Origin of the sequence: Nocardiopsis mwathae (assembly GCF_014201195.1) — a bacterium.
GTDB classification, from domain to species: domain Bacteria; phylum Actinomycetota; class Actinomycetes; order Streptosporangiales; family Streptosporangiaceae; genus Nocardiopsis_C; species Nocardiopsis_C mwathae.
On the sequence record NZ_JACHDS010000001.1, the window covers coordinates 2,156,145 to 2,177,520 of the forward strand.

18 protein-coding genes are annotated in these 21,376 nt (G+C 70.3%); 7 read left to right on the forward strand and 11 right to left on the reverse strand.

Features of this window, described 5'->3' with window-relative positions; translation table 11 throughout:
• Nucleotides 1-11: 11 nt before the first annotated feature.
• Entirely contained in the window at nucleotides 12-860 is an 849-nt protein-coding gene (locus HNR23_RS09060; RefSeq protein WP_184074972.1) for a helix-turn-helix domain-containing protein, read from the forward strand.
• A gap of 300 nt (nucleotides 861-1,160) precedes the next feature.
• On the opposite strand, the gene HNR23_RS09065 is transcribed toward HNR23_RS09060, so the two are convergent.
• Nucleotides 1,161-1,469 carry a hypothetical protein gene (locus tag HNR23_RS09065; RefSeq protein ID WP_184074973.1) on the reverse strand — a complete coding sequence of 103 codons (309 nt, stop codon included), beginning with the start codon at nucleotides 1,467-1,469 and terminating at the stop codon, nucleotides 1,161-1,163.
• 103 nt (nucleotides 1,470-1,572) lie between these two features.
• On the opposite strand from HNR23_RS09065, the gene HNR23_RS09070 reads away from it, so the two are divergent.
• A complete protein-coding gene (locus HNR23_RS09070; protein WP_343070491.1) occupies nucleotides 1,573-2,397 on the forward strand; it encodes a transposase family protein in 825 nt (274 codons plus the stop codon).
• A 142-nt stretch (nucleotides 2,398-2,539) separates the two neighbouring features.
• On the opposite strand, the gene eda is transcribed toward HNR23_RS09070, so the two are convergent.
• The 4 genes from eda to zwf are packed head-to-tail and all read right to left on the reverse strand — an operon-like array spanning nucleotide 2,540 to nucleotide 7,459.
• Nucleotides 2,540-3,178: a bifunctional 4-hydroxy-2-oxoglutarate aldolase/2-dehydro-3-deoxy-phosphogluconate aldolase gene (gene eda, locus HNR23_RS09075; RefSeq protein WP_184074974.1), complete on the reverse strand. Its 639-nt coding sequence runs from the start codon at nucleotides 3,176-3,178 to the stop codon at nucleotides 2,540-2,542.
• Entirely contained in the window at nucleotides 3,175-4,158 is a 984-nt protein-coding gene (gene glk / locus HNR23_RS09080) for a glucokinase (RefSeq protein WP_184074975.1), read from the reverse strand. The genes eda and glk overlap by 4 nt, the downstream gene beginning before the upstream one ends.
• A complete protein-coding gene (edd, locus tag HNR23_RS09085) occupies nucleotides 4,155-5,984 on the reverse strand; it encodes a phosphogluconate dehydratase (RefSeq protein WP_184074976.1) in 1,830 nt (609 codons plus the stop codon). The genes glk and edd overlap by 4 nt, the downstream gene beginning before the upstream one ends.
• Entirely contained in the window at nucleotides 5,981-7,459 is a 1,479-nt protein-coding gene (gene zwf / locus HNR23_RS09090; protein WP_184074977.1) for a glucose-6-phosphate dehydrogenase, read from the reverse strand. The genes edd and zwf overlap by 4 nt, the downstream gene beginning before the upstream one ends.
• Before the next feature lie 173 nt (nucleotides 7,460-7,632).
• On the opposite strand from zwf, the gene HNR23_RS09095 reads away from it, so the two are divergent.
• The 4 genes from HNR23_RS09095 to HNR23_RS09110 all read left to right on the forward strand — a co-directional run bounded on the left by HNR23_RS09095 (nucleotide 7,633) and on the right by HNR23_RS09110 (nucleotide 11,165).
• Complete coding sequence (locus HNR23_RS09095; protein ID WP_184074978.1) at nucleotides 7,633-8,820, forward strand: ROK family transcriptional regulator; 1,188 nt, start codon at nucleotides 7,633-7,635, stop codon at nucleotides 8,818-8,820.
• A 114-nt stretch (nucleotides 8,821-8,934) separates the two neighbouring features.
• Nucleotides 8,935-9,600: a hypothetical protein gene (locus tag HNR23_RS09100; RefSeq protein ID WP_184074979.1), complete on the forward strand. Its 666-nt coding sequence runs from the start codon at nucleotides 8,935-8,937 to the stop codon at nucleotides 9,598-9,600.
• A 291-nt stretch (nucleotides 9,601-9,891) separates the two neighbouring features.
• Nucleotides 9,892-10,347: a VOC family protein gene (locus tag HNR23_RS09105; RefSeq protein ID WP_184074980.1), complete on the forward strand. Its 456-nt coding sequence runs from the start codon at nucleotides 9,892-9,894 to the stop codon at nucleotides 10,345-10,347.
• Nucleotides 10,348-10,484: 137 nt separating this feature from the next.
• The gene (locus HNR23_RS09110; RefSeq protein ID WP_184074981.1) at nucleotides 10,485-11,165 is read left to right on the forward strand and encodes an NPCBM/NEW2 domain-containing protein; all 681 of its coding nucleotides are present in this window, start codon (nucleotides 10,485-10,487) and stop codon (nucleotides 11,163-11,165) included.
• Between the two features lie 95 nt (nucleotides 11,166-11,260).
• Here HNR23_RS09110 and HNR23_RS09115 read toward each other — a convergent pair whose 3' ends face one another.
• The 5 genes from HNR23_RS09115 to HNR23_RS26660 all read right to left on the reverse strand — a co-directional run bounded on the left by HNR23_RS09115 (nucleotide 11,261) and on the right by HNR23_RS26660 (nucleotide 19,013).
• The gene (locus HNR23_RS09115; RefSeq protein ID WP_184074982.1) at nucleotides 11,261-11,878 is read right to left on the reverse strand and encodes an HAD-IA family hydrolase; all 618 of its coding nucleotides are present in this window, start codon (nucleotides 11,876-11,878) and stop codon (nucleotides 11,261-11,263) included.
• 84 nt (nucleotides 11,879-11,962) lie between these two features.
• Entirely contained in the window at nucleotides 11,963-13,537 is a 1,575-nt protein-coding gene (locus HNR23_RS09120) for a cation:proton antiporter family protein (RefSeq protein ID WP_184074983.1), read from the reverse strand.
• Nucleotides 13,538-13,781: 244 nt separating this feature from the next.
• Nucleotides 13,782-14,102, reverse strand: a complete 321-nt coding sequence (locus HNR23_RS09125) for a SelT/SelW/SelH family protein (protein WP_184074984.1) — start codon at nucleotides 14,100-14,102, stop codon at nucleotides 13,782-13,784.
• A 16-nt stretch (nucleotides 14,103-14,118) separates the two neighbouring features.
• Nucleotides 14,119-15,057: an RpnC/YadD family protein gene (locus tag HNR23_RS09130; RefSeq protein WP_343070492.1), complete on the reverse strand. Its 939-nt coding sequence runs from the start codon at nucleotides 15,055-15,057 to the stop codon at nucleotides 14,119-14,121.
• Between the two features lie 185 nt (nucleotides 15,058-15,242).
• The gene (locus HNR23_RS26660) at nucleotides 15,243-19,013 is read right to left on the reverse strand and encodes a PHP domain-containing protein (protein ID WP_281381834.1); all 3,771 of its coding nucleotides are present in this window, start codon (nucleotides 19,011-19,013) and stop codon (nucleotides 15,243-15,245) included.
• Between the two features lie 620 nt (nucleotides 19,014-19,633).
• Between HNR23_RS26660 and HNR23_RS09145 the strand changes: the two genes are divergently transcribed.
• Nucleotides 19,634-20,341 carry a metal-dependent transcriptional regulator gene (locus HNR23_RS09145; RefSeq protein ID WP_246422048.1) on the forward strand — a complete coding sequence of 236 codons (708 nt, stop codon included), beginning with the start codon at nucleotides 19,634-19,636 and terminating at the stop codon, nucleotides 20,339-20,341.
• A 58-nt stretch (nucleotides 20,342-20,399) separates the two neighbouring features.
• Here the strand turns inward: HNR23_RS09145 and HNR23_RS09150 are convergent, their stop codons facing one another.
• Nucleotides 20,400-21,173 (reverse strand): 1-acyl-sn-glycerol-3-phosphate acyltransferase, encoded by a 774-nt coding sequence (locus HNR23_RS09150; RefSeq protein ID WP_184074986.1) that lies wholly within the window; start codon nucleotides 21,171-21,173, stop codon nucleotides 20,400-20,402.
• Between the last annotated feature and the right edge of the window lie 203 nt (nucleotides 21,174-21,376).

Below are 21,376 nucleotides of genomic sequence, written 5' to 3' on the forward strand. Positions count from 1 at the left end.
CCGTCCCCACCATGGCCATTTCTTCCTCCTCCAGCGTCCAGCGGGCCCGGCAGGCTCTGGCCGACCGCCTCACCGAGCTGTGCCGGGGCGCCGGACTGACCGGTGTCGAGCTTGCCGAGCGCTGCGGATGGCATCCGTCGAAATCCTCTCGGATCATGAACGCCCGCACATCCCCGTCTCCGGACGACGTCCGGGCCTGGTGTCGGGCCTGCGGGGCCGACGACCAGGCCGAAGACCTGATCGCATCGCTGCGCGCCGCCGAGGGGATGTGGATCGGATGGCGGCGGATGGAGCGCACCGGGCTGAAGCAGGCCCAACAAGCGCGCTTGCCGCTGTTCGAACGCACACGCCACTTCCGCGCCTACTCCTCCTGGCTCATGCCTGGTCTGATCCAGACGCAGCGATATACCGAGGCCGTATTGCGCGCCGTCCAGCGCCGACGGGTCGAGGTGGACGATGTCGCCGAAGCGGTGGCCGCCCGGTTGGAGCGCCAGCGTGTGATCCACCGAGGCGGTCGGCGGTTCGCCTTCCTGGTGGAGGAATCGGTCCTGCGCAACGGCATCGGCGGCAGGGAGGTGTTGGACGAGCAGCTTGCCCACCTTCTCGCCGTCGGATCGCTGCCCAGCGTCAGCCTGGGCGTGGTGCCCATGCGGGCGGACCGCTCCAGGATGCCTGTGGAGGGCTTCTGGATCTTCGACATGGCACAGGTCAACGTCGAGCTGGTCTCGGGCTATCTCACCATCACACAGCCCAGCGAGATCGCCATGTACGCCGACACCTTCACCGAGCTGGCCAACTTGGCCGTCTACGGCACGAACGCCCGAGCATTGATCACGACAGCCCGAGACTCGCTCCGGTAGGACAGAGGTGCGAGGGGCTGATCACGAGCCAATATTCGACATGATATTCGAACAGCTCTTTCGCTCCCTCGACCTGGAATACGGCCCATGGAATCCACTTGAAAGACGACCGTGAGTCAGCGTGATTCGATCCTGAAGCTCCAGCACCAGGTGTACTCGCAAAACGACATCGGCGGCACCCCGCACACCGAGTGGCTACGCAAGTCGATCGAGCTCCCGCTGCCAGACGCATCACCGCGCCGCTCGTTGCCGGAAGCGGAACCTGGGAGTTCGTTGCCAGCGACACCGCGGGTGCGTGGGTCAGGGGTCTGGGATCAGCGGGCAGCCCTTCGACTTCGTTTTCTCCAGCCCAAGGTCACCGATAAGGTGGACACACGCTGGCTGTGCCTCCTGATCGTCGATTTCCGCGAGGTGCAGCAGCGCAAGAGGGCTGTCGACCGCGATCGCCCTACCGCGGAATTCGATCCGTCCCGTGGCGCCGGGGTATGCGTAGTCGGCGCGGAGAAGACGTGCGGCGACTGTGCTGTGATGGCGGAGCTCACTCCACTGAAGTTTTCTCACCATGATCGATTCGGACAACGCGGCATTCGAAGCCGCGATCGGCCACATTCGAGGAGACTCGCGGACACACCACCGGTACCGGAAACAAGACGTGGAGCCCCGGTAGAAGAGGTCTCACCACAAGATCTCTCATCCACCCGAAAGGCCCTACGTGCTCCCCTATCCTGCCATGCTCGACGTCCCGCGCGAACTGGTCCGCTTCGTCGCCGCGCTGCTGCGCGCCGAGCGCAAAGCCCGCGGAACCAGGAGGGGAACACGCCGCCTGACCTGCTTCTTCCAGGCTCTGTTCGTGATCGCGTGGTTCCGGGACAAGCCGAACATCACCCGGCACGGCCGCGCCTTCGGCCTGTCCCAGGCCACCGCCTACCGCTACCTCGACGAAGGCATCGACGCCCTGGCCGCCCAGGCCCCCGACCTCCACCACTCCCTCCGCCAAGCCGCCGGCCAGGACCTGCCCCACCTGGAACTCGACGGCAAGATCTTCGGCACCGACCGGTGCCGCGAGAAAACCACCAGCGTGCAGGGAGAAACGATCGACGCATGGTTCTCCGGAAAGACCGGCGGCTTCGGCGGAAACGTCCAAGTACTGTGCGAACCGGGCGGATTCCCCATCTGGACCAGCGATGTCCTGCCCGGCGGCACCGTCGGCATCCAAGCCGCCCGCGAACTCGTCCTGCCGACCCTCTACCCCTACGCCAAGACCATGCCCGTCCTGGCCGACCCCGGCTACCAAGCCGCAGGCCACGGCATCCACGTCCCCTTCAAGCAACCATCGGACGGCAACCGGCTCGCCGTTGGCAACCGCACCTGCAACGCCCTGCAGCGCTCGCTGCGCTGCCTCGGCGAACGCGGCTTCGCCCTGCTGACCCAACGCTGGACCGCCCTCAGACACACCACCCTCAGCCCCGGAAGGATCGGCGACCTCGTCCGCGCAGCCCACGTCCTGACCCTTTTCGAACACCGCCGGATCAAGTGAAAGTCAGCGAGAAAACCTCATTAAAGATGTCAGAAATATCTGCTTTTGCTCTGGCCGAATCTTGGGTGAGATATGACGATGCCCTCCCACGCCCGGAGGGTGGGAGGGCATCGCTGGAGAGTTCAGCGGTCGATAGGCAAAGTCAGGAGGCAGGACGCAGACCCGCCGCCTCACTTGCCAGGGTTTCGATGCGGGACCAGTCGCCCGTTGCGATGGCGCCGGCCGGGGTGAGCCAGGTGCCGCCCACACAGCCGACGTTGGGCAGGGCCAGGTAGTCGGGGGCGCTGGCCGGGGTGATGCCGCCGGTCGGGCAGAAGCGGGCCTGGGGCAGGGGGCCGCCCAGGGACTTCAGGTAGGTGCGGCCGCCCGCGGCCTCGGCCGGGAAGAACTTCAGCGCCGTCACCCCCCGCTCCAGCAGGGCCATGGCCTCCGACGCGGTGGCCACACCCGGCAGGTAGGGCACGCCGGTGTCGTGCAGCGCGCCCTGCAGCCGGTCGGTGCAGCCGGGGCTGACCAGGAAGGCCGACCCCGCCTTGACGGCGGCCCGGGCCTGCTCGGGCGAGGTGACCGTGCCGGCGCCGACCACGGCGTCGGGGACCTCGGCGGCGATGCGCTCGATGGACGGAAGCCCGGCGTCGGTGCGCAGCGTCACCTCGATGGCCGGCAGCCCTCCCGCGACCAGGGCGCGGGCCAGCGGCACCGCGTTGTGCACGTCGTCGAGCACGACCACCGGGATGACCGGGGCCAGGGCGAAGATGTCGTCACTGCTCGCGGGCTTCATCGGGTCTCCAACCGCTGGTCGAGCCGGGCCGCTGTGCCGAGCAGCGCCGGGGTGGGCGCCACGATCAGCACCGTGGCGATGTCCTTCACATAGTCGATCATCCGCCGCTTCTCCTCGAAGCGGCGCCGGAAGTCGCTGCGCAGCAGCGTGGCGCTGATCCGCGGCGGCACCCCGCCGCCGATGAACACCCCGCCGGTGGCGCCGAGCGTGAGCGCGACGTTCCCGGCGAAGCCGCCGAGCAGGGCGCAGAAGATGTCCAGGGTCTCGGCGCAGACGGGGTCGTCGGAGGCGGCGCAGATCTCCGCCGCCGACAGGGGAGCGCTGCGCACCCCGTGCATGCGGGCAACGGCGCCGTGCAGCCGGGTCAGGCCGGGTCCGGAGAGCACGCACTCGGCGGTGACGGTGCCCTGGTCGGCGCGCAGCAGCCGGACCGCTTCCAGCTCGCGCTCCTCGACGGCCGGGGCGTCGACGTGCCCGCCCTCGCCGGAAACGGGGGTCCACCCGCCGGTGACCGGCCGCAGCCCGGCCACGCCGAGCCCGGTGCCGGGCCCGAGCACCGCCATCGGGCGATCGGCGCGGGGTGCCGGTCCGCCCAGCGGCAGCAGGTCGTCGTCGCCCAGGCGGGGCAGAGACAGCGCCAGGGCGGCGAAGTCGTTGAGCACCTCAAGGTGGTCGAGGCCGAGCGCGCGGCGGGTGGACTCGGCCGAGCAGTCCCAGCTGGCGTTGGTCAGCCGGATCCGGTCACCCTCCACCGGGCCGGCGATGGCGGCGCAGGCCGCGCTCGGCCTCGCACCGCGGCCCTCGCGCTCAAGGTAGGCGGAGGCGGCCGCGGCGAGGTCGGGGTGCTCGGCGCAGGGCATGCGGTGGACCCGCACCGGCCGCCCGCCGGGCGCCTCGACCAGGCCGAATCGGGCGTTGGTGCCGCCGATGTCGGCGACCAGCCAGGGCCGCTCCGGGGTTGCGGCGGTGACGCCGCTCACCGGTCGCCTCCGAACACCGCGGCGCCGCGTTCGGCCGGGCCGACGGCGGCGCGGAACGCGGCGAACAGCTCGCGTCCGGTGCCGGTGGAGGAGTCGACGGTGGCCTCGGCCGCCTCACGCTCCATGAGGTCGGGGGCCAGGACCTCCAGCGTTCCGGTGATGGCGTCGAGGCGGATGGTGTCGCCCTCGCGGACGCGGGCCAGCGGGCCGCCGGCCGCGGCCTCGGGGGAGACGTGGATGGCGGCGGGGACCTTGCCCGAGGCGCCGGACATCCGGCCGTCGGTGACCAGCGCGACCTTCTGCCCGCGGTCCTGCAGGACGCCCAGCGGCGGGGTGAGCTTGTGCAGCTCGGGCATGCCGTTGGCGCGCGGCCCCTGGAAGCGGACGACGGCGACGAAGTCGCCCTCCAGCTCACCGGTGGCGAACGCGTCCTGCAGCGCGGCCTGGCTGTCGAAGACCTTGGCGGGTGCCTCGATGACGTGGCGCTCAGGGGCGACGGCCGAGACCTTGATGACGGCGCGGCCGAGGTTCCCGGTGACCATGCGCAGGCCGCCGTCGGCGGAGAACGGGTCGTCGGCGGGGCGCAGGACAGTGGTGTCGCCGCTCTGCTTGGGCTCATCGCCCCAGGTCACGCGGGTGCCGTCGAGGGCGGGGCGCTGACGGTAGCTGCCCAGGCCACGGCCGGTGACGGTGGCGACGTCCTCGTGCAGCAGCCCGGCGTCCAGCAGCCGTCCGATGAGGTAGGCCATGCCGCCGACCTCGTGGAACCGGTTCACGTCGGCGGTGCCGTTGGGGTACATGCGTGTCAGCAGCGGCACCACCTCCGACAGCGCGGCGAAGTCGTCCCAGGTCAGTTCGATCCCGGCGGCCGCGGCGATGGCGACGAGGTGCAGGGTGTGGTTGGTCGACCCGCCCGTGGCCAGCAGCGCCACGACGGCGTTGACGATCGCGCGCTCGTCGACGACCTCGCCGATGGGTGTGTGGTTCTCACCCAGCGCGGTCAGGCCGGTCACCCGCCGCCCGGCCTCGGCGGTCAACGCCTCGCGTAGCGGGGTGCCGGCCTGCTCGAAGCTGGCGCCGGGCAGGTGCAGGCCCATGACTTCCATGAGCATCTGGTTGGAGTTGGCGGTGCCGTAGAAGGTGCACGTGCCGGGCGCGTGGTAGGCGGCCGACTCGGCCTGCAGCAGCTCCTTGCGCCCGGCCTTGCCCTCGGCGAACAGCTGGCGGACCTTCGCCTTCTCGGGGTTGGGCAGTCCGGAGGGCATGGGTCCGGCGGGCACGAAGACGGTCGGGAGGTGGCCGAAGGACAGGGCGCCGATGAGCAGGCCGGGCACGATCTTGTCGCACACGCCGAGCATGAGCGCGCCGTCGAACATGTCGTGGGACAGGGCCACGGCGGCGGCCATGGCGATGACGTCCCGGCTGAACAGGGACAGCTCCATGCCGGGGCGGCCCTGGGTGACCCCGTCGCACATGGCCGGCACGCCGCCGGCGAACTGGGCGATGCCGCCGGCCTCGGCGACCGCGGCCTTCAGCAGGGCGGGGTAGGCCTCCAGCGGCTGGTGAGCGGAGAGCATGTCGTTGTAGGACGACACGATCGCGATGTTCGGCTTGACCGACTCGCTGAGGCTCTTCTTCTCCAGCGGCGCGCAGGCGGCGAAGCCGTGGGCGAGGTTGGCGCAGCCCAGCGCGGAGCGGGCGGGGCCCTCGGCGGCCGCTGCGCGGATGCGGGCGAGGTAGGCGGAGCGGGTCTCGGCGCTGCGGGCGGCGATCCGCTCGGTGACCTCGGTGATGCGGGGGTGGGGGGTCTGCGGGGCGTCGGTCATCGGTTGAGTTCCTCTTCGTGCCAGGTGCGGCCCGAACGGCCGATCAGGTGGTGGGCGCCCGCGGGGCCGGTGCTGCCCGGTGCGTAGGGTTCCGGTTCGGTCCCGTCCCAGGCGGCGATGATCGGGTCGACCCACCGCCAGGCCGCTTCGAGCTCGTCGCGGCGCATGAACAGGGTGGGGTTGCCCGCCAGGACGTCCATCAGCAGGCGCTCATAGGCGTCGGGGGAGCGCTCGGCGAAGGTGTCGGCGAAGCTGAGTTCGAGGGGCGCGGGTCTCAGTCTCAGCGCGCCGGCACCCGGCTCCTTGGCGAGCATGTGCAGGTGGATGGTCTCCTCGGGCTGCAGGCGGATGACCAGCCGGTTGGCCGATGCCGCCTGGCCGGGGAAGATCGCGTGCGGGACGTCGCGGAACTGGACGACGATCTCGGAGTAGTGGCGCGCCATGCGCTTGCCGGTACGCAGGTAGAAGGGGACACCGGACCAGCGCCAGTTGGCGATCCCGGCCTCCAGCGCGACGAACGTCTCGGTGGCGCTCGGCCCGGCGCCGCCCGGTTCGTCGGTGTAGCCGGGCACGTCCTGGCCACCCGCGCGCCCGGCGGCGTACTGGCCGCGGGCTGTGTGCGCACCGGCGTCGGCCCCGGCCAGGGGGCGCAGTGCCTGGAGTACCTTGACCTTCTCGTCGCGGACGGCCTCGCGGTCGAAGCTGGCGGGGGGCTCCATCGCGATGAGGCACAGCAGCTGCAGCAGGTGGTTCTGGACCATGTCGCGCATGGCGCCGGAGCCGTCGTAGTAGCCGCGGCGGGTGCCGACACCCACGGTCTCCGCGGCGGTGATCTGCACGTGGTCGACCCAGCGGCTGTTCCAGATGGGCTCCAGGAACATGTTGGCGAAGCGCAGCGCCAGCAGGTTCTGCACGGTCTCCTTGCCGAGGTAGTGGTCGATGCGGAAGACCTGGTGCTCGGCGAATACCTCCCCGACCTCCTCGTTGATGGCGCGCGCGGAGGCGAGATCGCGGCCCAGCGGTTTCTCCAGGACGACGCGGGAGTCGTCGGTGACCAACCCGGCGGCGCCGAGGTCGCGGCAGATGCGGCCGAAGAGCATCGGGGGCAGCGCCAGGTAGAAGACGCGGGGGCGGTCGGGGCTCAGGAGGCTGCCGAGTGCGGACCAGGAGTCGGGGTCGCCTCCGACGTCGACGGTGACGTGGTGGAGCCGCGCGGTGAAGCGGCGGAGGGTCAGGGGGTCGACGTCGCCGGCGCGCAGTACGGCGGGGCTGTTCTGGACGGCCGCGGCGGCCTTGTCGCGGAAGTCGGCGTCGGCGAGGCCGTCGCGCGAGGCGGCGATGATCCGCGTCCGGGGGTCGAGCCCGCCGTCCCGGTCGCAGAGGAAGAGGGCCGGGAGCAGCTTGCGCATCGAGAGGTCGCCGGTGCCTCCGAAGACGACCAGGTCGGTCGGCGGGGAAGCCGTGTGGTGAGGCATCTGGTCCTGCGGTCCTTCCTGCGGCGATGGTGGTGGAGGCCCGTTATGGTTTAGACCACTCGGAATCTAACGGAAACTTGCGTAACAACACAAGTCGGACTTTTGTCGCTTGTGTTGCAAAAGTGGTGCACTCATACCCTCCCACGGGACCTGAACATGGTTGAATGGGGCACATGCCCCGCAGTACGGCCCCCTCCCCCTCGAACGCCACCAGCGGCCACGTGCTGCGGCTCATCCGCACCGGCGACGCCGCGACCCGTACCGAGATCGGCCGCCTCACCGGCCTGTCCCGCCCGGCCGTCGCCGCGCGCCTCACCGAGCTCATGTCCCGCGGACTGGTGAGCGAGGGCTCTCAGGGCCCCTCCAGCGGCGGGCGTCCGCCCGGCCGGCTGGAGTTCAACGCCTCCGGCGGCGTGGTGCTCACCGCCGCCCTGGGCATCTCCCGCAGCCAGATCGCCGTCTGCGACCTCGCCGGGCACGTGCTCGCCCACGTCGGCGGGTCCCCCCAGGTCGAGCAGGGGCCGGCGGCGGCGGTGCCCTGGCTGCTGGACACCTGGGAGGAGCTGCTGGCCAAGGCGGGGCGCAGCACCGACGACGTGTGGGGCGCGGGCATCGGCGTCCCGGGCACCGTCGAGTTCGCCACCGGGCGGGCGGCCAGCCCTCCGGTCCTGGCCAGCTGGGGCGGCGTGGAGATCCGGCCGCTGATCGCCGAGCGCTTCCCCGTCCCGGTGATGCTCGACAACGACGTCAACGTGATGGCGCTGGGCGAGCACTGGGCACGGCACCGCGACACCGTCGACGACCTCATCTTCGTGAAGGTGTCCACCGGCATCGGAGCGGGCATCGTGTCCGACGGCGCCATTCTGCGCGGCTCGCTGGGCGCTGCCGGCGAGATCGGCCACATCCCCGTCCAGGGCGACGGCACACCCTGCCGGTGCGGCAACACCGACTGCCTTGAGGCCGTGGCGGGGGGCCCGGCCCTGCTCCGCCAGCTCGCGGCCCAGGACCGCAATGTCACCGGTATCCGGGAACTGGCCGCACTCGCCCAGGAGGGCGACCCCGAGGCGGTGCGGCTCGTCCGCGACGCCGGACGCCGGATCGGCGAGGTGCTGGCCGGTGCGGTCAACCTGCTCAACCCCGCCGTCATCGTGCTCGGCGGGGACCTCGCCCTGGCCTACGACCACCTGGTGGCGGGGGTGCGCGAAGTCGTCTTCCAGCGCTCCACCGCACTGGCTACGCGGCAGCTGCGCATCGTGCCCAGCCGCCTGTGGGACGACGCCGGACCGCTGGGCTGCGCGGTCATGGTGCTCGACCGCCTGCTCGCACCGGAGGCGATCGACACCGAACTCGCGCGCAGATGAGAACAGCGGCGGGCGGCCGACCACTACCGGAGGTCTGTCCCGGTTCAGCCGCGCATCCGCCGGTGGGATACGGTTTCCGCGGACTTTTCACGGAATCCGACCCTTGAGGTGACGATGAGTACAGAGCGCGAGGCCCACACCTGGCGGCTTCGGGCCGCCGTGGGCCTGGCGGCGGCCGTCGGCCTGACCCTGACCGGCTGCGGCCTGTTCACCGACGCCGAGCGGCCCAGTGAGCGCGCGGCCAGAGAGGCCGACGACGCCGCGGGCACGGAGACGGAGGACGCCGCGGGGGACCGGAGCGGACCCGAGGCGGAGGACGACCGAGCCGTGCAGGTCGAGACGCTACCGATCCCTGAGACATGCGAGGAGGTCGGGTTCGAGGAGGCCGCGATGTCGCGCATCGACTGGGAGGACGCCGGAGCCGTCGGCGGGCGCGACGAGGACGACGACCTGAGCTGCCAGGTCATCGCCGCGGCCGACGACGACGCCCCGATTCCGCTGCCGCGGATCCTCAGCCTCACGATCTCCACCCAGGGCAGCGCCGTCGACGAACCCGTGGCGGACTTCCCCGATGACGCCCCGGACGGCGACTACTACGAGACCGAGATGACCAAGCGGTTCGGCGGCATCGCCGAATACGAGGGCGGCGAGGCACTGCTGGACAGCCTCGACTACCACCTGCCGGGCGTCCTGGTCTCCGTCGACGTCCTGGGCGACACCATCGGCCAGGAGGAGATCGAGAAGCTCACCGACGAACTGGTCGAGGCCGCGGCCGGGTGATACCGGAGGGCGCGCGGCGGGCGGCGCCTGCCTCGCGTCCGCACCCTGCCCGCTGCGCCATACGCCCATGGCGCCGCAGCAGGCCCGAACAACGCCGCGAATGCTCCTCACTTTCGGCCGATATCGGACACAACCTGGCGCCTCGCGCCCCCTCCGCCTCGGGCCCGCTCCGGTCCCTCCGCAGCGGCCGGGTTCCTGATCCGTCAGGTGCCCGCCGATCGGGGACCTCATGCGTCCGCAATGCCTCGTAGCGTCCCCTCAGCACACGGAACAGGGCCGGAAGGGGCACGGATGCTCAGGGGATTCGCGACCATCAGCCTGTGGGCGGAGGACGTCGTAGCGGCGAAGGAGTGGTACACGGAGGTTCTGGGCATCGCCCCCTACTTCGAGCGGCGGGGGCCGGACGGCCGACTCGCCTATGTCGAGTTCCGCTTCGGCGACTACCGGAGTGAACTGGGTCTGATCGACCGCCGCTACGCACCCGCCGGGCATTCATCCGGCACGGGCGGCACCGTCGTCTACTGCCACGTCAACGACGTGAAGGCGGCCTACGACCGCCTGCTGTCCCTGGGAGCAGCAGAGCACGAGGCCCCGACCGACAGGGAAGAGGGGTTCATCACCGCCTCGGTGCTCGACCCCTTCGGCAACATCCTCGGGGTCATGTACAACCCGCACTATCTGGGCATGCTGGCGTCGCTCACCGGAGCGGCCGCGCACGGGGCCGGACAGTCGGGCAGCAGGGGATGACCACTGCGGAGCCTCTCACCGCCACCGCGTGAACGGCGACGATTCGTAGTCGACGAAACCCAGCGGGAGCACGACCCCCGGACACCCCACCTCTGCGGATCGATCCTCGTCCCCGACCCCCCAAGGACAGCCGGTCTATGAAGAAGGACGTCAAGGTTCCCACCCCGCTGCTGACGGGTGTGGGAGGGGCGCTCATCGGCGCACTCGTCGTGTTCCTGGCGATGGCACTGGCCTCGCCCCGAACCTCCGACCCCGACGATGCGGTCTCGCCCGAGGACGCCCCACCGCCCCCCGCACCCGCTTCTGCGACACCAGAGCCATCCCCGACGGCACCACCCGGCACCCCCTCTCCCGAACCGACCCCGTCCCCGACAAGCAGTGCGGACGCTGACAGCGGGGGGCCATCGCGCACCGGCGACCGGCAGTCCATGGCCGGATGGGACCCCGTCGACGAGAAGGGGTGGATGGAGTGGGGCGGCGCCACGATGAACACGGAGGACTTCACAGACGCGCTGCTCTCCGGCAACCTGTGCCGCAGCGAACGGTGGGCCGAGTTCAACCTTCAACGCCAGTGGTCCACTCTGGAGGTCACCGTCGGCCTGGATGACGAGTCGGGCTCCGAAGACGGAGCCTCTTTCGAGATCATCGGCGACGGAGAACGCCTCGACCAGGCGACCATGTCACTCGGGGAGAGCAGAAAGCTCACCGCGGACGTCGAGGGGCTTCTGCGCCTCCGACTGGCCGTAAAGGGCACCGACGGAAACAAGTGCGGTACCAGTACCACCGCCGTGTGGGGCGACCCCGTCCTCTACGACTAGCCAGGTGGACGGGTGGCGCCCCGACGCACCGTTCCCGTGCCGGGGCGTGCGGATCCCGCCCGTATCCGCGGACAAGAAGTGGTTTCCGCACCAACCTAGGCGAGCAGAGAGGAAAGGACGTCGCGCAGCGCCTCGGCACCGGTGTAGTGCAGGCCCGCCATGCCGAGGCCGCGCGCGGCCTCGACGTTGGCCGCGGTGTCGTCGACGAACAGGCAGGCGTCGAGCGGCACCTGCGCCGCTGCGGCCGCGGCCGAGTAGATGGCGGGGTCCGGTTTGGCCACACCCAACCGGGAGGAGCTGATCACCGCGTCGGCGGCGTCGGCCAGACCGAGCGCGTGCAGCTCCTCCTCCAGCCGCGTCGTGGCATTGGAGACCAGCACCACCCGTGCCCGCTGCCGGACGGCGTTCAGCAGGGCCAGCACCCCGGTGTCGACTTCGGGGCGCAACGCCGACCACCGGGCCACCAGTGCTGCGGCGCGCTCCCTGGAACCACAGCCCTCGGTCAGGTCGGCAGCCACACCGGCACGCCACTGGGCGTCGGTGACCGCCCCGGTGACGGCGGGGGTGAGCCGGTGCGGCGCGAAGGCGGCCCGCGCCAGTGCCCCGTCGTCCAGTCCGAACTCCCGCTCCAGGGCCCGCAGAGGGGCGGGGTCCCACAGCCGCAGCACGCCGTCGATGTCACACAGGACCGCCTCATAGGCCGCTCGGGTCATGCCCGGCAGTCTGGCACGGCCCACCCCGCGCGGGAAACCGGGGGAGTGGGCACGGCCCCTGCTGCACTCCCGCACCTGCGGACGTCAGCGGCCCACGATGCGCTGGGCGGCGTCATCGGCGAGTGCCCGACCGGCCTCTCCGTACAGGTGGAAGACCTCGTCCGCGCCGCGCCGGCGCAGCTCGTCGATCTCGTCGGCATGGGTGACAACGCCCGCGACCACCGCGCTGCAGTCGCCCTTGCGCAGGCTGTCCAGGGCGGCGAGGTTGCCGCGCTGGTGGGGCATCGCCAGGACGACCAGCTCCACCTGGGAGGAGAGGGTGAGCCGCTCCCAGAAGTCGGAGTCGCTGGCGTCGCCCTGCACGACCCGGTACCCCTCGGCTCGCAGCCGCTCGACGGTGGCCGGGTTGTGCTCCACGCCGACCACCGACATCCGGTGGGCGTCGCGCAGCCGGTCGTAGGTGCCCCGGCCCACGCGCCCCATACCCAGGACCACGGCATGGGCACCGGCGATGTCGATGGGGCGGTCGCTGGGGAGCAGGTCGCCGTGCTCGCGGCGGTTCAGCCAGGGGGCGGCCACCCGGTACACGGCTTCACCGCGCGAGTTCAGCGGTGCGGCCGCGATGAAGCTCATCGCCACGGTCAGCGCGAGGACCACCAGCCAATCGTCGGAGAGCCACCCCTGCGAGGCCGCCAGGGCGCCGACGATGAGCCCGAACTCCGAGAAGTTGCTCAGAGTCAGACCGGACAGCAGGGAGGTGCGGCCGCGCAGCCGGAAGCGCAGGAACAGGGTGGTGAACAGGGCGCCCTTCAGCGGCACCAGCAGTAGCAGGGCGAGCGCCAGGGCGAACGTCTCCCAGGTGGGCAGTGCGGTGAGGCCGATGCTGAGGAAGAAGCCGACGAGAAGGAGTTCCTTGACGGAGAACAGCGCCTTGGCCAGCGGCGCGGCGTTGGCCGCCGGAGCGAGCAGCATACCCAGGATCAGCACGCCCAGGTCGCCCTTGATCCCAACGAGGTCGAACAGCGCGTACCCGAGTACCAGGGCGGCGGTCACGCCGAACAGCACCTGCATCTCGCCGTGGCCGAGGCGGTCCAGCAGCCGGCGCAGCAGTGGTGCCGCCGGGATGAGCAGCAGCAGGAGCAGCGCCCATGTGCTCGGGTAGCTTCCGGTGGAGGCGGTGATGAACACGACGGCGAAGATGTCCTGCATGACCAGGACACCGATGGCCAGTCGGCCGTAGAGCGACCCCATCTCGCTGCGCTCCTCCAGCACCTTCACCGCGAACACGGTGCTGGAGAAGGACAGCGCGAAACCCAGTAGCAGCAGGGTGGTCCAGTCGGTTCCCTGCAGGAGTGCCAGGCCGGTGAACTTCAGGGCGCCGACGGCGACCGCGATCACCAGGGTGGATGCCGCCATGTGCGCGGTGGCCGTCCCCCAGACCTCGCGGCTGAGCAGGGAGCGGACGTCGAGCTTGAGGCCGATGGTGAACAGCAGCAGGGTGACACCGAGGTCGGCGAGGGTCTCCAGCTCGGGGGTGAGCTCATAGCCCAGGAAGTTGAGCACGAAGCCTGCGAGGAGGAATCCGACGAGTGGGGGCAGGCGGACGGCCATGGCGGTGAGCCCGCCGACGAAGGCGGCGGCGATGAACGCGGGTTCCATGCTCTCTCAGATCTGTCGGGGGTCTTCAGCCTGGTAGGGCCACTGACAGGGTACGGGCGATGATGAATCGCGCGGCGTCCCAGGCAGTGTGACGATCCTCAGAGTGCGTCACCGGAGTCACGGCCGAGGCGGGTTCCAGAGAAGACAGCGAGACCCTGCGCAAGGCCGAGGCCGCTGTGCTGGTGGGACACCCTGGGGCGTCCCACCAGCACAGCGGCCTCTCAAACGTCGCGGCGGCGAGCGGTCAGGACGGCTGGTCCGAGTGCCCGAGCGACCGCCCTGGCGCGATGCGGTCGCGGATCAGGCGCTTCAGCTCGGCGGCATCGGTGAAGGCGGCGTCGCTCTTGCGCGACCAGATCGTCTCTCCTCCCAGTCGCACCTCGAACACCCCACCGGTGCCGGGGACGAGGCTGACCTCGCGGAGGTCGCGTTCGAACGTCGTCAGCAGCTCCTGCGCCATCCACGCCGCCCGCGTCAGCCAGCGGCACTGGACGCAGTACTCGATCTCGATGCTCGGCTTCTTCTCGTCTATCACACGCCCAGTATGGCCACGCCGTCGACGCATCCGCACGAAAGAGCTGCTATGGCTGGAGTTCTTCGGGGAAGAAGATGTCTTCAGCGCGTTCGGCGGTGAAGGCCCGCTGCAGCCATGCCTCGATCTGTTCGAGATCGCCGCACGTCGTGATGCGACCGCGGATCTCATCAGAGATCTTGATCCCGCGGCTATCCACACCACGGAGGAGGATTTCGGCGGCTTCCCTGGTTCTCCCTTCCTGGAGCCCTTCCTGGAGCCCTTCCAGGATTCCTTCTTTCAACCCCTCTTTCAGCCCTTCTTCTTTTCCGCGGCCGAAGTGCTCGCGCGCGAAGGGGCTGGAGACGGGCCAGGACGTCGAGGACATGATCTCCTCCAGAAGCCGCCGCACCATCGGCGCGGCTGTGCGGTGAGCGTGTTCATAATAGCGGGGGGCGACCTGGGGATCCATCTTTTCCATGCCCGCGACAAAGGCTTCCACTACGCTGCGTCGATCTCCATGGGCCATGACCCCCATGACCGCCAGCTCAGGGTCGTCGATGACCGCACCGGCGTCAGTAAGGACAGGGATGTCCCCAGGTCCTACCACTATGGACTCATGTGTGTAGCCAGCCAGGTCTGTCGTTATCGGTTTGGCGTACTCAGCCGCGGCCTGGCGCGTCGGGCACACGACCAGTACGGCGACTGGGCACTTGAGGAACAGCCACAGCGCGGCGGCGTACCGGGGGAGCTGTCTGAGCTTGGACTCGGACTTCGCCTTCTGGATCTCTACGACGATCGCGTGATCCGGGTGGTGCTTGGGGCCGATGAGGATCACCGTGTCCGGGAAAAGGTCACGCGAGGGGCGGTCGTTGAGGTTGTTTTCTCCCAGCTGGACAGGGGCGGTGTCGGGGAGCTTGATGTTCCCCAGCTTGCGGATGAACTCGACGGCCAGGGATGGGCGCTCCCGGAAGAGGTCGTTGAGGGTGTCGTGTAGTGGCGAAGGCACGGCAGGAAGGCTAGGGAACGCCCGCGCTGGCGGGGGCGGTTTCAGGGATAGTCATCCAGGGTCGAGTCGGCCTACCCCCTGGAGTGAGGTCCGATAGACCGATGTTCGGGCAGGTCACGGCAGTCGACTCCCGGCCAGGTGAGAGGTAGGGCAGCCGAGGGACATTGCTGAGAGCCACCTGGTTTTCACCTTCCGGAACTTCCTGGGCTGGCGTGCCACAACTTCCTCGGGGCGGAGTCCGCTCCTGCCGGGGAGATGTCGGCGTAGGTGGACAGCTCGTAGCCGTTGGCGTAGCGGATGCGGCGCCCGCCGACGCCGGTGAGAGGGGAGGACGGTGCTGCAGCACCGAGGTGGGCGTGGAGGGACTCGCGGCCCCCGTCGGTCCACGCCTGAGACAGTTCGTCCAGATCGTAGGCGTGGGTCGCGTTGATCGTGGGCAGACCGGAGCCGCCGACGCGGCGGATACGGCCGCGCACCGCCAGCAGCCAGGATCCGAACACCGTCGCGGCGCAGCGGTCCTGGACCGATTCGAAAAAGGTCAGGTCCACCAGCCCCGTTGCGTCGTCCAGGGTGGTGAAGATGATGCGCTGACCCGAGCGCACCGCCGGGGTCTGGGTCGCCACCTTCACCCCCAGGACGAGGACATCCTCCCCCGGACGGGCCCGGTGCAGGTCGCGGGCGAGCACTGCGCCATGGTGGGAGACGAGTTCGGCGATCAGCTCGGCGTAGCAGCCGAGCAGGTGCCGGGACGCGTCGTACCCCAGGACCTCCAGCTCGGTCTGCACCTCTTCCGCCATGGTCATCTCCGGCAGCTCGCCGGCGCTCGTCTCCTCCACCAGGCCGATCGGCAGCTGCCCGCCGCCCAGCGCGCGGCGCCCCGCCCGCTCCACCGCCCCTGCCTGCAGCAGCAGGTCGCGTCGGCTCGGCGCGGTCGGGTCGGCCCCGATGTGGTACAGCGCGTCGAACGCGCCCACCCGCACCAGCCGGTCCAGCACGTCACGGGCGGGCCGGGCCCGGTTCGCGAAGTCGGGCAGCGAGAAGTAGGGGCGCCCCGCCGTGATCGCCTCCACCTCGGCGTCGGTGATGCCCTTGACGTCGGCCAGTGCCGCGCGGATCCCCCACACGCCGCCGTCCGTGCGCTCCATCCGCCACTCGCGGTCGGAGGCGTTGACGTCGACCCCGAGGATGGGTACCCCGAAGCGGCGGGCGTCGTCCAGGATCGCGCGGCGCGGGTACATCCCGGGCTCGTGGGTGAGGACGCCCGCATAAAACGCCGCCGGGTAGTACCGCTTCAGCCACGCCGACTGGTAGGTGGGCAGCGCGAACGCGGCGGCGTGGGCCTTGCAGAACCCGAACGCGCCGAAGGCGGCGATGATCTCCCACACCCGCTCCACGACGTCCTCGGGGTGGCCGCAGTCCCGGGCCAGGCCGGTGAAGATCTCGCGCACCTTCTCCTTGCCCTCATCGGTACCCAGCCGGCGGCGCATCGCCTCGGCCTGGTCCAGCCCGCATCCGGTCATCGCGTGCAGCACGTTGATCACCTGCTCGTGGAAGATGACCACGCCTCCGGTCTCGGTGAGGACGTCGGACAGCGCGGGGGAGGGGAACTCCGGGGGCTGTTCGCCGTTCCGGACGGCGATGTAGGGCGTGATCATGTCGCTGTTCACCGGGCCCGGCCGGAACAGGGAGATGTCGACGATGAGGTCGCCCAGGCCGGCCGGTCGGAGGCGGCTGACGAGCTCGCGTTGGCCCGGCGACTCGATCTGGAAGCAGCCGAGGGTGCGGGAGTCGCGGATCATCGCGTAGGTGGCGGGGTCGTCGGCGATGATCGTGACGAGGTCGTCGTCCCTGATGCCCGTGCCCCCTGCTCGCTGCACCGCCGACACACTCGGGCCTCCGGCCACCGGAGTCGACGCCTCCGCTCGCTGCGTCGCACTCGCGTCGGTACCACCCCCCGCGCTCGCACTCCTCACTCGCTGCACCGCCGACACACTCGGGCCTCCGGCCACCGGAGTCGACGCCTCCGCTCGCTGCGTCGCACTCGCGTCGGTACCACCCCCCGCGCTCGCACTCCTCACTCGCTGCACCGCCGACACACTCGGGCCTCCGGCCACCGGAGTCGACGCCTCCGCTCGCTGCGTCGCACTCGCGTCGGTACCACCCCCCGCGCTCGCACTCCTCACTCGCTGCACCGCCGACACACTCGGGCCTCCGGCCACCGGAGTCGACGCCTCCGCTCGCTGCGTCGCACTCGCGTCGATGTCGACCTTTTTTCCTTCCGTCCGCCGGACCTCGGACAGGGCGTGGGTCATCGCCGACTGCATGCGTACGCCGATGACGTCGAGTTTGATCAGCCCCATCTCCTCGACGTCGTTCTTGTCGAACTGGGTCATCTCGTAGCCGATCGCTCCGGGCTCCAGCGGGGTGCGGTCCCGCAGGGAGGAGTCGGAGATGACGATGCCGCAAGGGTGCAGGGCGGTGTGGCGGGGGAGTCCGTCGAGGCGTTCGGCCATCTGGAACAGTACGGACGCCGAGGGGCCGTCCAGACCCCCGGCGCGGAGTTCGGGGAGGTCGTCGCAGGCGGCGCGGATCTGGCGGGCGCGGATGTGCGGGAACATCTTGGCCAGCCGGTCGACCTCATGCGGTGGGACGCCCATGACCGCCCCGACGTCGCGGATGGCGCTACGGGCACGGTAGGTCTCCATCATCGACACGCAGGCGGCGTCCGGGTAGGCGTCGAAGATCGCGTCGTAGGCCTCCAGGCGCCGGGCCGACTCCACGTCGAGGTCGATGTCGGGCAGCCCGCTACGGCTCTCGGTGAGGAACCGCTCCATCAGCAGCCCGTGCGCCAGCGGGTCGACGGCGGAGATCCCGATGAGGTGGTTGACCAGGCTGCCGGCCCCGGAGCCGCGGATGGAGCAGCGGATGCCGCGGGCGCGGATCCTGTCGGCGATGTCGGCGACGGTGAGGAAGTAGGAGGAGAAGCCCTTGCCCTCGATGATCTCCAGTTCGCGGGCGAGGCGGGAACGGGCCCGTTGGTCGCGGTGGAGGCCGAGCCTGGTCAGGCCCTCACCGCAGGCCCGCCACAGCCGGTCGCGCGCGTCGGGGAACTCCGGCAGGTGGGGGCGGCCCAGGCCCAGGTCGGCCGCCGGGTCCAGGGCACAGGAGGAGGCCAGCGCGCGGGTGTGGGCGAGGAGCCGCCGCGCCGCGGTGCGGTCGGGGCCGCAGAGCCGCTCGGCGACGGCGGCCATCTCCTCGCCGCTCTTCAGGTAGGCCTGGGAGACGGCCGGGACGGGGGTTCCCCCGACTCCGGGCCGGCGGCGGTGGACCTCGTCCAGGACGTGGGCGACCTCGGCGTCGGCGGCGCGGGGGTAGCGGGCGGCGTTGGTGAGCACCGCCAGGGTGCGGGTCTCGGTAGCCAGTCGGAGCAGGGCCGTGGCCTGCCGGTGTCGGCCGGGGCCGTAGTGGTCGACCAGTTCGATGGCCACGTCGGCGATCGCCCGCCAGCGGTCGAGCAGGCGCCGTGCCCGCTGCAGGTGGTGGTCGGCGGCGGCCAGGCCGACGTCGGAGCCGGGGCCGAGGAGGATGACCAGACCGTCGGCGTGTTCGGCGACGGAGTCGGGGGTGACGGAGGGGACGCCGCGTGTCCCGGTGGCGTGTGCCGCGGTGATGAGTCGGCACAGCGAGGCCCAGCCGCGTTTCCCTCTGGCCAGGGCGGTGATGCGGCCGCCGTCGGGGGCGGCGACGGCGAGGTCGGCGCCGAGGATGGGCCGGATTCCGGCCTGTTCGCAGGCGCGCACGTGTTTGACGGCGCCGTAGACGCCGTCGCGGTCGGTGAGGGCGAGCATGTCCATGCCCAGCTCGGCCGCGCGTTCGGCCAGCGCGGGCGGGTGGGCTGTGCCGTAGCGCATGGATGCCGACGAGGCCACGTTGAGGTGGGTGAAAGCGTCCGGCAATGGTCTCCCCCGAAGACGGTGCTGCGGCCTGAGGTGCGCGAGGCGCACCTGGGGAAGACGGGCCTTGATCGAACCTATGTACGAATTATACCTCGGATCATCCGCCCTGCATCCATGACCTGGGCGAATGCTCTCGGCGCTGCCGCAACGCCCGAAGGATGCCCAGAAATCAGCAGATCTCGCCTTTCGCCACCCTCATAGCCGACACTCTGGGTAAATTGATAACAACGCTATGTGATCATCCTGTTGGTAGGGAGGCGAGGCATATGAACAAGCGCCCCGGCACGGTCGAATCGTTCGATGCTGACACGGGACTGGGGTACATCATCCCGGACGGCGACCTTCCCTCTCTTCGCTTCGACTCCTCGTGCGTGTCCCGAGGGCTGGAGGCCATCGCCGCCGGGCGCCGCGTCGCATTCGACCTCCTGGTCGGCTCGCGAGGGCAGACGGCCGTGAACGTCGTGCCGCTGTGGCAGCGCGCGCACCACGGTCTCCAGCAGCGCACCGGTCGCAGCGCCGACCGCGACGACGGCGTGCGCACCGGGTTCCCCCCGCACGGCGCCGGTCGCGGCGATCACAGCGCGTCGGGCGTCCTTCCAGTTCGCGATACCGTGGCGAACATGGGGAACGCATCCGACCGGCCGTCCACGTCGGTCGAGGACTACGTGAAGGTGATCTACGACCTTCAGGAGCGCGGTTCGGGCCCGGTGACGATATCCGGGATGGCCGAACGGCTGTCGGTGTCCAATTCCTCCGTCTCCGGCATGCTGCGCAAGCTCGGCGAACTCGGTCTGGTAGACCACCGGCGCTACGGCCACGTCCGCCTCACCGACACCGGCACCAAGGCCGCGCTGGCCGTGCTGCGGCGGCACCGCCTCCTGGAGACCTATCTGGTCGAGGCGCTCGGCTACTCATGGGACGAGGTGCACGACGAGGCCGAGGAGCTGGAGCACGCCGTCTCCGACAAGTTCGTCGACCGGATCGCCGAGCACCTGGGCGACCCCCTGGTGGACCCGCACGGCGACCCCATTCCCACGCGCGACGGCAGGATCGTGGAACGGGACACCCATCTTCTGTCGGAGGCCGGTGCCGGCACCACCGGGGTGATCGTCCGCGTCAACGACACCGACCCCGATCTGCTGCGCTACCTCGCCGACCAGCGCATCGGCATCGGCATGCGCATCGAGGTGGTCGAGCGCCAGCCCTTCGGCGGCTCACTGCTGATCCGCATCGGAGCGCCCGGCGAGCAGCGGGACCAGGCGCTGGGACTGGTCGCGGCCGAGGCGCTGTGGATCGCGCCGACCCCGCAGGAGGCCACGGACGGCTGAGCACCGCGTCGCGCACCGGGGAAGAGAGGGGCGATGCGGCGGGGAGGGAGTGGGCGTCTCAGGCGTCGTTCTCCGCCTGGGCCCGCTTCGCCCGGCGTTCCTTCTCCTCCGCCTTGCGCGCGGCCTTCTCGGCTTTGCGCTCCTCCTTGGCGGCCCGCGCGCGCTCCTCCTTCACCGTCTTGGCGTAGCGGTCGACGTACTCCTGGCCCGACAGCCGCATGAGCGCGTACATGATCTCGTCGGTGATCGAGCGCAGTACGAGGTGGTCGTCCTCCATCCCGTAGTACCGGGAGAAGTCGAGGGGTTCGCCGAACCGTACGCGGGGCCGGACGCCGAGACGGGGGATGGTGGTTCCGGGCGGCATGATCTTCTCGGCGTTGATCATCGCCATGGGGACCACGGGGACCTTGGCTTTGAGGATGAGCCGGGCGACGCCTGTCTTACCGCGGTAGAGCTTGCCGTCCGGTGAGCGGGTGCCCTCGGGGTAGATGCCCAGCAGCTCGCCCCGCTCCAGCACTTTGAGCCCGGCACGCAGTGCCGCCTCGCTGGCCTTTCCGCCCGCGCGGTCGATCGGAATCGCGCCGGCCCCGCGGAAGAACAGCCGGGCGATCGCGCCCTTGGCTCCGCTTCCGGTGAAGTAGTCCGACTTGGCGATGAAGTTGATCTTGCGTGGAACCGGCAGGGGGCCGAAGAAATGGTCGGCGACCGAGAGGTGATTTCCGACCATGATCGCCGGCCCGTGCAGTGGGACGTGTTCGACCCCCTCAGCCCTGGGCTGCCACAACACCGCCAGTATCGGCCCCAGGACCAGCTTGAGAAGCCAGTAGATCACCGCAGGTCACCTCACCCGTCACCCGAGTTTTTCCCCGATGACCCTATCCGGAACCCCGACCGGATACCCGCAGCGGACGGCAGTGCTGCCGCCGTGCCGCCGACCTGAGCACCGGAGCGGAATCCTCCGGCAGCGGATAATCGGACTGCTCCCTCTTTCCTGTTTTCCTCGACGTCGAAGGTGAATTTCAATTCCAACCAGAG

Coding starts and splice junctions, on each gene's coding strand:
- HNR23_RS09145 (WP_246422048.1), top strand. CDS start 19,634: ATGGGGAACGCATCCGACCGGCCGTCCACGTCGGTCGAGGACTACGTG.
- HNR23_RS09065 (WP_184074973.1), bottom strand. CDS start 1,469: ATGTGGCCGATCGCGGCTTCGAATGCCGCGTTGTCCGAATCGATCATG.
- eda (WP_184074974.1), bottom strand. CDS start 3,178: ATGAAGCCCGCGAGCAGTGACGACATCTTCGCCCTGGCCCCGGTCATC.
- HNR23_RS09125 (WP_184074984.1), bottom strand. CDS start 14,102: ATGCGTCGACGGCGTGGCCATACTGGGCGTGTGATAGACGAGAAGAAG.
- edd (WP_184074976.1), bottom strand. CDS start 5,984: ATGACCGACGCCCCGCAGACCCCCCACCCCCGCATCACCGAGGTCACC.
- HNR23_RS09120 (WP_184074983.1), bottom strand. CDS start 13,537: ATGGAACCCGCGTTCATCGCCGCCGCCTTCGTCGGCGGGCTCACCGCC.
- HNR23_RS09060 (WP_184074972.1), top strand. CDS start 12: ATGGCCATTTCTTCCTCCTCCAGCGTCCAGCGGGCCCGGCAGGCTCTG.
- HNR23_RS09095 (WP_184074978.1), top strand. CDS start 7,633: ATGCCCCGCAGTACGGCCCCCTCCCCCTCGAACGCCACCAGCGGCCAC.
- HNR23_RS09110 (WP_184074981.1), top strand. CDS start 10,485: ATGAAGAAGGACGTCAAGGTTCCCACCCCGCTGCTGACGGGTGTGGGA.
- HNR23_RS09105 (WP_184074980.1), top strand. CDS start 9,892: ATGCTCAGGGGATTCGCGACCATCAGCCTGTGGGCGGAGGACGTCGTA.
- HNR23_RS09115 (WP_184074982.1), bottom strand. CDS start 11,878: ATGACCCGAGCGGCCTATGAGGCGGTCCTGTGTGACATCGACGGCGTG.
- zwf (WP_184074977.1), bottom strand. CDS start 7,459: ATGCCTCACCACACGGCTTCCCCGCCGACCGACCTGGTCGTCTTCGGA.
- HNR23_RS09100 (WP_184074979.1), top strand. CDS start 8,935: ATGAGTACAGAGCGCGAGGCCCACACCTGGCGGCTTCGGGCCGCCGTG.